Below are 6,418 nucleotides of genomic sequence, written 5' to 3'. Positions count from 1 at the left end.
TGAACTCCGGCGAACAGCGCCGGCCGTTCATCGGGCAGGAAGTGCCCGAGCGCCCCGAAACTGACCGCGAGGTCGAACTCCCCGGCGAACGGCAGGTCGCGGACGTCAGCCTGCACCCAATCGGCGTCCGGATACGCCTGGCGCGCCTGCGCTAGCATCCCGGCACTGAAGTCGACGCCCGTGACCCGCCCCTGGCACAGGGGTCCGAGGGTCCGCATGCCCGCGCCCGTGCCGCAGCACACGTCCAGCCCGTCCCCGAACGGCCCGAGCGGACGCAACTCGTCGGTGGTCACATCGAGGATGCCGTCACCGGTACGGAAAGGCGTGTGGTCGAACTTCGGGGCAAGCAGGTCATAGCCGCCCTCGACCGAGGACAGCGCCTGAACCACCAGATCACGCAGCGACGGACCTTGAGGCGAGAACACCAGCAAAGCGTACTTGCCCGAGCCGTCCCACCGACGGCGCCAACCAACCCTGACAAATATCGCCGAACGTCAGCCCATCGCCGTCAGCGTGTCCCGCAACCGGCGCAGATCTCGCATGCGAGCCTCGTACGTCGCCCCGACCACCACGAGCAGCAGCCCGCCCACGGCGATCGGCACCCATCGCGGCACCGTGAGGAGCATCTCCGACACGTACGGGGCCAGCTCCCGTACCGCGACCCCGGCGACCACGACGGCTCCGATCACCGTGGGCGCCTGGAGCCGGAACCGGGCTCCAACAACCAGCACCGCCAGCGCCACCACGCCGAGCGCCAGCGACCGCCGCCATTCCGTGTCCGAGTACACCGCCACCAAGCTGGGCAGCATCGTCACCGACAGGCCCGCGCCGTAGGCCGCCCACGACGGGATCGGCGCGCCGCGCCGCCGCCACCACCCGGACCCCAGCAGGACCAGCGAGCACGGCACCGTGTACGCCTCGACGACGGTGACCTCGTCCGCCCCCAGCCGCAGCCACGAGGCCAGCAGCAACAGGATGGCGCCGATGTACCTGAGACCGCTCACACCGCCCCGACCAGCAAAGACCACCCCCTGCCACACGCCACCCTGGCCGGCCGAGGCGGCTCCCTGCCACACGCCAACTCGGCCGGCCGGGCCTGCCCACAGCGACATGACCAGCACCAGCACCCCGGCCACGGTGAATCCCACGCTCGCCGCGACCATGACACGCAGTCCCAGCGAGAGCGCCGCCGCCATCGCCTCCAACCCCAGGAACAGCACGACGAAGCCCAGCCCCCAAGGCCGCAGCTCCTTCACCCTGGCCGCCAGCGCCACGGCGGCGGCCGTCATCGCCAGGATCGGCAGCACGGTCAGCGTGGCCGGCTCGCTGCCGAACGCGTACGCCGCCGCCCGTACCGAGGCCGGCCCGGCGACGATCGCGCACGCCACCGCCCACCAGGGGGTCCGTCCCAGCGTGGCGACCACCGCGGGCACGACGGCCAGCAGCACCTGCACCACCACTGCGGCGAGATAGGGCATCGCGAAGACCTGCGGGACGACCGCGACCATAACCGCCACGAACACCAGCGCCCCGACCACCAGCGCCCTGGATACCAACGTTCCGAACACCGGCATGCCGGACATCTGCTCTCCAGACGCCCGAACCCCAGACATCCGCACTCCGGACGCCTGTGTCTCGGATGCCGGTGCGCCGGATGTCGCCGCTCTCATCGGCCGTCCGCCGGTGCTGCGTACGGCTGTGGCCAGGAGGCCGAGCGCCACCATGGCCAGCACTGCCACGTCCGCCGGTGACGTCGTCTCGAACGGCTGCCACTGCCGTCCGTCCCACCTGCCCGTCCCGAGCACGTCCAGCCACGCGAACGGCGCGGCCAACGTGACCATGAGCCGAGGCAGCAGCGTCAGCGTGACCAGCAACGCCACCAGCCCGCCGGTGATCATGCCCGTCAGCCGGACCGTCCGCCAGGGCAGCCAGGAGGCGGCGAGCATCACCACGAGGGCGGGAACGAGGAAGGCCAGGGGATACCAGTCCGTGCCCGGACCGTCCAGCGTCGGCAGTACCAGCGCGGCCGGCACGGCGATCAGTGTGAGCGCGGTCCCGACGGTGGCCGTGGCGGCCAGGATGTCCTGCTCGACCCGGCCCGGCCTGGCCAGCCGCCATGTGACGAACCCGCCGAGCAGAGCCAGCGCGATCAGCGGCGCCGACCTGTTCAGGGCCTCGCCGACGGACGGGGATCCCAGCGCGTACGGCGCGCCGATCAGCATGGCGAGGGCTGCGAGGCCGCTGCCCGCCAGAGCGGCCGTCACCCTCACCGCTCCACGACTGTGGCGGAGCCGGGCGATGTCCGGCTCCGCCGTGCGGGCCGGGGCGACGTCTGGCGTCGCCGTGCCGACCGGGGCGGCGTTCCGTGCTGCCGTACCGGCCTGTGTGACGTCATGCCCCGCCGTACGGCCCGGCGCTGCGTTCAGGGCTGTCATGCGGACCACGATGACGTCCAGCGCAGCGGTGGCCACCAGCGCGGTTACCAGCCAGGTGGTCGACAGGTCGCCGGTCAGCAGTGGCAGGACCGGTTGTGCCAGCACCACGGCGACCGGAGCGGGTCCGCGAAGCTGAGTGACGCGGGCGTAGGGCACCAGGATGAGCGCGGTGACTGCGCACACGCCTGCCGTGTACTGCAGTGCGTCGAGGGTGTCCACTCCGAGGAGCCCCACCCGTCTGGCCGCGTAGCCGTCGAGCAGCAGCAGCGCGACCGCGAGACCCGCCACGGTCTCGGCCGTCGCGGTGAGCTTGCGCCGGACCAGCACGACCGGGGCCAGCATGACCAGCACGGTGAACGCGGCCAGCACGGCGGCGCGCCCGCCGATGCCCAGCCGGCCCCAGCTCACCATCGTGAACACCACCGCAGCCACCGTCAGCAGCAGGCCGCCGAGGATGAGCAGGACGTTCTTGGCGGCCCCCGGAGAGACCTCCCGCCTGGGCACACCCGCCCCCGCGGCTCCGGGCCCCGCAGGCCCGTATCCCGCAGGTCCGTATCCCGCAGGCCCGGGGCCGGTGGGTCCGGGGCCGGTGGGTCCGGGCGCTGGGACCCCGCGCCCCGTAGCGCCAGGTCCGGCCGCAGCCCACGACGGGTACGGCGGCTGTGCGGCTGTGTGCGGCTGTGCGGCCGGGTAGGGAGGCGCCGTACCCGTGGCCCCCTGATCCGCCGCGCCCGCACACGCCGTACCCACGCCCGCCGCGCTCGTATCTGCCGCCCCCTGACCTGCTACCCCCTGACCTGCCGCTCCCTGACCTGTTGCGCCCTGACCGGCCGCGTCAGCGCGCAGGAAGCCGAGCAGCTCCGTACGGCGGGCCTGTAGTCGCTCCTGCTGGTTCCTCAGCCCGGCGAGCGCCTGGTCCACCTGCCAGAGCTCGTACGCGGCCGGCCCCCGCAGAGGCAGTGCGCACGCCGGGCATCTGGCCGGCGGCCCCTGAGACCCGGCCCCCGAGACCGCCGCACCGCAGTCAGGACATTTCATATTTCCTCGCACCGCTACCCCGTCATGAACCCGTCGAGACGACCCCCATACTTCACCGTGACCTCCTTGCGCACCACTGTCACCGGAATGACGATCACCGGACAGCGGGCCGCCGTCTGACAGACTGCTGGCCATGGCAGATGCGCGGGTGCGCGTCGGCGTCCTCGGTCCCCTGACGCTGGAGACCGCCGCCGGCCCGACGCGGGTCGGGGGCGCGCGGTTGCGGGCGTTGCTGGCCCGGCTGGTGGTGGACGCCGGGCGTACCGTCCGGCCGGCGACCCTGATCGAGGCTCTGTGGGACGAGACGCCGAAGAGTGAGACGCCGGCCGATCATCTGCACGCGTTGCAGTCGCTGGTGTCCCGGTTGCGGCGCGTCCTGGGTGATCCCGGCCTGCTCACCTCCGGCCCGGCCGGGTATCGGCTGGCCGTGGAGCCGGAGGCGGTCGACGCCGTACGGTTCGAGCGGCTGGCCCGCGCGGGCCGGCGTTCGCACGCCGAATCCCGCCCCGCCGAGGCCGCCGCCATGTTCCGCGAGGCCCTGGGACTGTGGCGAGGTCCGGCGCTGGCGGACGTACGCGGGGCGCCGTTCGCCGCCGCCGAGGCCGAGCGGCTGGAGCGCGCCCGGCTGGCCGTCCTGGAGGACCGGGTCGAGGCGGACCTCGCGCTGGGCGGCGACCTCGACCTCGTCGCCGAGCTGGAGGCGCTGACCGCCGCGCACCCCTTGCGCGAACGGCTGCACGCCCAGCTCGTCCGGGCCCTGGCCCGGAACGGTCGTGGCGCCGAGGCGCTGGCGGCCTACCAGCGGGTACGGGTGCTGCTGGCGGACGCCTTCGGCAGCGATCCGGGGCCGCAGCTCCAGGAGGCCCACCTGGCGGTGTTGCGCGGTGAGCTGCCCCGGCCCCGCCGATCGGCCGGCAACCTGGACGTCCCGCTGACCAGCTTCGTGGGCCGCGACGACGATGTCCGCCGGGTGGTCGAGCTGCTCGGCCGGGTTCGGCTGGTCACGCTGGTCGGTTCCGGCGGGTCGGGCAAGTCCCGGCTGGCCAACGTCATCGGGCGAGAGCTTGGGGTGTCGGGCGGGCCGCCGGGCGGGGTGTGGTTCGTCCCGCTGGCCCCGGCGGGGCCGGACGACGTGCCTCGCGTGGTGCTCGAACGGTTACGGGCACGCGAGGAGCGGCCCGTCGCACCCGAGGGAGGCCATGGCCACCTCCGTCCCGTCGCGCCGGAGGCGGTTCTGGAGCACCTGGCCGAGACGCTCGCGGACGACGACCTGGTGCTGGTGCTGGACAACTGCGAGCACGTCATCGAGGCCGCCGCGACGCTCGCCGCGACCCTGCTCAGCCGCTGCCCGAGGCTGCGGGTGCTGGCCACCAGCCGGGAGCCCCTGCGCATCGACGGCGAGACCCTGCACCCCGTACTCCCGCTGGAGCTGCCCGAGCCTGGGGCGACGGCCGAACGGGCCCGCGCCTGCGCGGCGGTCCGGCTGTTCCGCGACCGGGCCGCGGCGGTGCGGCCGGGGTTCGCTCCGGAAGGCGGCGCGCTGACGGCGGTGGCCGAGATCTGCCGCCGCCTGGACGGCCTGCCGCTGGCGATCGAACTGGCCGCGGCCCGGTTGCGCGTCCTGCCGGTCGAGGCGGTCGCGGCGCGGCTGGACGACCGGTTCCGGCTGCTCACCGGGGGCAGCCGCACCGCGTTGCCACGGCACCGGACCCTGGCCGCCGCGGTGGCCTGGAGCTGGGACCTGCTCGACGCCGACGAACGGGAGCTGCTGGAACGGCTGTCGATCGTGCCCGGCGACTTCTCCGAGGACGCGGCGGAAGCGATCGGCCGGACAGGTGACGTCCGGGAGTTGCTGGTGGCGCTGGCCGACAAGTCCCTGTTGCACCCCGTGGAGCCGGCCGACCCGGTCGAGCCGCGCTACCGCATGCTGGAGACCATCCGCGAGTACGGCCGCGAACGACTGGCGCTGCGTGCCGAGGTCGAGGCCGTACGCGCGCGGCACGCCGCCTTCTTCCTCCACCTGGCCGAGACCGCCGATCCATGCCTGCGCACGTCCGGCCAGTTGCGCGTGCTGGGCCGCCTGGCGGCGGAGCGGGACAACCTGTCGGCCGCGATCCGCTGGGCGGTGGAGTCCGGTGACGCCGGTCTGGCGGTACGGTTCGGCGTCGCGTTGTGCTGGTACTGGTTCCTGCGCGACCATCCGCCGGAGTCGCTGGACCTGCTGGGACGAATCCTCCGGGCTCCTGGGCCGGCCGAGCCGGGGGCGCGTGCGCTGCTGGTCGCCGCGCACGCGCTCGCCACCACCGAGACCATCAGCCGGCCGGACGAGGCGGAGGAGGCCTTCGACCGGATCAGGAAGGCGCTGGAGGCGGGCCCTTCCAGCACCCACCCCATCGTGAGGATGGCCTGGCTGACGCTCGCCATAGGCTCGGGACGCGATCAGGACCGGCTCGCTCCCCCGCCCGCCGGGACGGATCCCTGGAGCAGGGCGCTGGACCTGCTGGTTCAGGGCGTGCTGGCCATGAACACCGGGCACGCCGGCGAGGCGACACGCCTGCTGTCGCGTGCGTGTACCGGCTTCGAGGAGCTGGGCGAACGGTGGGGTCTGGCGATCACGTTCAGCACCCTGAACGCGGCGCTGCGACGGTCCGGCGACCCGGACGGCGCGCCCGCGCTGGCCGAGCGGGCCACCCGGTACTTCCAGGAGCTGGGCATGCCCGAGCACAGCCTGGAGAACGAGGTGGCGGCGGCGCTGCACCAGGCTGCGGCCGGCGACGTGGACGGCGGGCGGCGGCAGTTGACGGACCTGCTCGATCAGGTACGGCGGGCCGGGTCGGCGGAGTCACGGGCGCAGGTGTGCCTGGGCCTGGCACGACTGGAGCGGCTCGCCGGCCGACTGGAGGCGGCCCGCGAGCACGCCCGGCTCGGCCTGGCCGAAGCACCGC

At 73.8% G+C, this 6,418-nt stretch carries 3 protein-coding genes; 1 reads left to right on the top strand and 2 read right to left on the bottom strand.

Annotated features, from left to right (window positions below):
* Together KME77_RS30245 and KME77_RS10325 are read right to left on the bottom strand one after the other, a co-directional pair.
* On the bottom strand, nt 1-425 hold a 425-nt coding region (locus tag KME77_RS30245), incomplete at its 3' end, for a class I SAM-dependent methyltransferase (RefSeq protein WP_219464823.1).
* Between the two features lie 69 nt (nt 426-494).
* Nucleotides 495-2,939, bottom strand: coding sequence for an SCO7613 C-terminal domain-containing membrane protein (locus tag KME77_RS10325; protein ID WP_219464821.1), 2,445 nt, complete (start codon nt 2,937-2,939; stop codon nt 495-497).
* A gap of 667 nt (nt 2,940-3,606) precedes the next feature.
* Between KME77_RS10325 and KME77_RS10320 the strand changes: the two genes are divergently transcribed.
* On the top strand, nt 3,607-6,418 hold a 2,812-nt coding region (locus KME77_RS10320; RefSeq protein ID WP_219464819.1), incomplete at its 3' end, for an AfsR/SARP family transcriptional regulator.

Source organism: Nonomuraea rhizosphaerae (assembly GCF_019396405.1).
In the GTDB taxonomy this organism is placed as follows: Bacteria; Actinomycetota; Actinomycetes; order Streptosporangiales; family Streptosporangiaceae; genus Nonomuraea; species Nonomuraea rhizosphaerae.
Note: the sequence above shows the minus strand (reverse complement) of the source record. Positions and strands in the feature narration are given on the sequence as shown.